The sequence below is a fragment of the Stenotrophomonas sp. TWI169 genome, from assembly GCF_039674705.1.
GTDB lineage: Bacteria > Pseudomonadota > Gammaproteobacteria > Xanthomonadales > Xanthomonadaceae > Stenotrophomonas > Stenotrophomonas maltophilia_P.
Window position 1 is genome coordinate 1 of the sequence record NZ_JBDJOB010000044.1, and the last position, 3,188, is coordinate 3,188.

Here is a 3,188-nt window from a genome sequence, read left to right on the forward strand (position 1 = left end):
GGGGGGGGGGTTGCTCGGGCGCGGCGGGGGCCTGGCCGGGGGCGGGCCGGGGCCCGGCCCGGGGCCCCGGCGGGCCCGCCCCCGCCGCTACCGTTGATCGTTTCAGAATGATGTATGGGGTGGCTGCCGGCATCGTTCCACCTCCAAGACAATCCGGCGCAACATGCGTGCTATTGCCGTCATCCACATTGCTCTATCGTGGTGAGCGATTCTGGATTCCGGGGAAAGCACCGCATGGCGGTAGAAGCAGCGACCAGCGAGCTGGTCAAGGTGGTTGCCCTGCTGGGCGCGGCGGTGGTGATGGTGCCCTTGTTCCGGCGGCTGGGCCTGGGGTCGGTGCTGGGCTACTTCGCCGCCGGCCTGGCGATCGGACCGTTCGGGCTGGGCTGGTTCTCGGATCCGCAGGCCATCCTGCATACCGCCGAACTCGGCGTGGTGATGTTCCTGTTCGTGATCGGCCTGGAGATGCGGCCCTCGCACCTGTGGAGCCTGCGCAAGGAAATTTTCGGGCTCGGCACGCTGCAGATCGTCACCTGCGCGCTGGTGCTGACCAGCATCGCCAAGCTGTTCGGCTTCCCGTGGCAGGTGGCCTTCATCGGTGCTACCGGCTTCGTGCTGACCTCCACCGCCGTGGTGATGCAGCTGCTGGCCGAGCGCGGTGATATCGCGCTGCCGTCCGGGCAGAAGATCGTCTCCATCCTGCTGTTCGAAGACCTGCTGATCGTGCCGCTGCTGGCCCTGGTGGCCTGGATGGCGCCCAGCGCGGGCAGCGCCGATGGCGAGGGCTCGCGCTGGCTGTCGGTAGCGATCGGTGTCGGTGCCATCGTCGGCCTGGTGCTGGTCGGCCGCTTCCTGCTCAACCCGCTGTTCCGCCTGCTGGCCGAATCGAAGGCACGCGAGGTGATGACCGCCGCCGCGTTGCTGGTGGTGCTGGGCGCGGCGCTGCTGATGCAGCTGTCCGGCCTGTCGATGGCGATGGGCGCGTTCCTGGCCGGCGTGCTGCTGAGCGAATCGACCTTCCGCCACCAGATCGAAGCCGATATCGAACCGTTCCGCGGCATCCTGCTCGGCCTGTTCTTCCTCAGCGTCGGCATGGCGCTGGACCTGGGCGTAGTGGCCTCGCACTGGCAGCTGATCGCCGGCCTGGTGCTGGCGCTGATGGCGGCCAAGGCACTGTGCATCTACGTCGTTGCGCGTCTGATGGGCAGCGACCACGCGCAGGCGCTGGACCGTGGCGTGCTGATGGCGCAGGGCGGTGAGTTCGCCTTCGTGCTGTTCTCCGCGGCGGCGGCCGCCGGTGTGATCGACGTGGACATCAATGCCAACTTCACCGCCGTGGTGGTGCTGTCGATGGCGCTGACCCCGCTGGTGGTGCTGGTCTACAAGCGCGTGGCGCCGAAGCCGACGGTGAACCTGGAGGGCGTGGACGAAGCCGACGGCCTGTCCGGCAGCGTGCTGCTGATCGGCTTCGGCCGCTTCGGCCAGGTGGCCAGCCAGTCGCTGCTGGCGCGCGACGTGGACGTGACCATCATCGACAACGATGTGGAGATGATCCAGAGCGCGGCGCGGTTCGGCTTCAAGATCTACTACGGCGATGGCACCCGTCTGGACGTGCTGCATGCTTCCGGCGCCGCGACCGCGCGCGCGATCGCGGTGTGCGTGGACAAGGCCGACGCCGCCGACCGCATCGTCGAGCTGGTCGCGCACGAATTCCCGCAGGCCAAACTGATGGTGCGCTCGTTCGACCGCGAGCATTCGCTGCGGCTGATCCATGCCGGCGTCGATTTCCAGATCCGCGAGACCTTTGAATCGGCCGTGCTGTTCGGTCAGGCCGCCCTGGTCGAGCTGGGCGCCGACGAGGACGACGCGATCGAGATCGCCGAGCAGATCCGTCGCCGCGACGCCGAGCGTTTCGAGTTGGAAATCGCCGGCGGCGGCCTGAATGCCGGCGCCAAGATGGTGTTTGGCAACTCCGGCCAGGGCGTACCGACGCCGACCCCGTTCACCGCGCCGAAGCGGGCAAGCAAGACCTTGAACCCGCAGGACGTGCCCGAAGAGGAAGAATGAGGGATGCGGCCCGTAACGTCACCCGGGGTCAGCGTTCCAAGGTAGCGCCGGGCCATGCCCGGCGAGCGCAGCGGCCGCATTGGCGGTGGGCGAGGGGGCCTGAATCGGGGACAATAGCCTCCCCACCGCCGCCGCCCCCGCATTCGATGAACGATTCCGCCGCCCCGCATCCTGCCCGCATTCTCGATGGCCGCCGCATCGCTGAAGACCTGCTCGACAGCCTGAAGGTGCGTGTCGATGCCCGCATCGCGGCCGGTGGCAGCCGTCCGGGGCTGGCCGTGGTGCTGGTGGGCGGCGACCCGGCCTCGACCGTATACGTGCGCAACAAGCGCCGTGCCGCCGAGAAGGTCGGCATCGAAGCACACGATTACGACCTGCCGGCCGGCACCACCGAGGCCGAACTGCTGGACCTGATCGACCAGCTCAATGCCGATCCGAAGATCAACGGCATCCTGATCCAGCTGCCGCTGCCGGGCATCCCCGATGCACGCCGGCTGATCCAGCGCATCGACCCGCGCAAGGACGTCGATGGCTTCCACCCGGAGAACGTCGGCCATCTGGCCCTGCGCGAGTTCGGCCTGCGCCCGTGCACCCCGCGCGGCATCACCACGCTGCTGGGCCACACCGACCAGCCGGTGCGCGGTCGCAACGCCACGATTGTGGGTGTCAGCAACCACGTCGGCCGCCCGATGGGCCTGGAACTGCTGATTGCCGGTTGCACCGTCACCAGCTGCCACAAGTTCACCCCCAAGGACGTGCTGGAGCAGGCCGTGCGCAACGCCGACATCCTGGTGGTGGCGGTGGGCCGCCCGGGTATCGTGCCGGGCGAGTGGGTGAAGCCGGGCGCTGTGGTGATCGACGTCGGCATCAACCGCCTGGACGATGGTCGGCTGGTGGGCGACGTCGGCTTCGACGCGGCGGCGCAGCGGGCGAGCTGGATCACCCCGGTGCCGGGCGGTGTCGGCCCGATGACCGTGGCCACGTTGATGCAGAACACCCTGGAAGCGGCGGAAGCCTCCTGAGGGTAGCGGCCGGGCCAGCCCCCCGGGTTTTTTGGGCGCCCCGGGGCTCCCCCGGCCAGGGCCGGCGCGAACCGGGGGGGATTGTTTCCCCCCCCAGAC

2 protein-coding genes are annotated in these 3,188 nt (G+C 68.9%); both read left to right on the forward strand.

Annotation, left to right across the window (positions count from 1 at the left end):
- The first annotated feature begins 234 nt into the window (after positions 1-234).
- Entirely contained in the window at positions 235-2,067 is a 1,833-nt protein-coding gene (locus ABE543_RS18585) for a monovalent cation:proton antiporter-2 (CPA2) family protein (RefSeq protein WP_111186653.1), read from the forward strand.
- A gap of 146 nt (positions 2,068-2,213) precedes the next feature.
- The gene (folD, locus tag ABE543_RS18590; RefSeq protein WP_053517606.1) at positions 2,214-3,089 is read left to right on the forward strand and encodes a bifunctional methylenetetrahydrofolate dehydrogenase/methenyltetrahydrofolate cyclohydrolase FolD; all 876 of its coding nucleotides are present in this window, start codon (positions 2,214-2,216) and stop codon (positions 3,087-3,089) included.
- Positions 3,090-3,188 lie beyond the last annotated feature (99 nt).

Excerpts from the sequence above, each read along its gene's own strand:
- ABE543_RS18585 (WP_111186653.1), top strand. The coding sequence starts at position 235 with ATGGCGGTAGAAGCAGCGACCAGCGAGCTGGTCAAGGTGGTTGCCCTG.
- folD (WP_053517606.1), top strand. The coding sequence starts at position 2,214 with ATGAACGATTCCGCCGCCCCGCATCCTGCCCGCATTCTCGATGGCCGC.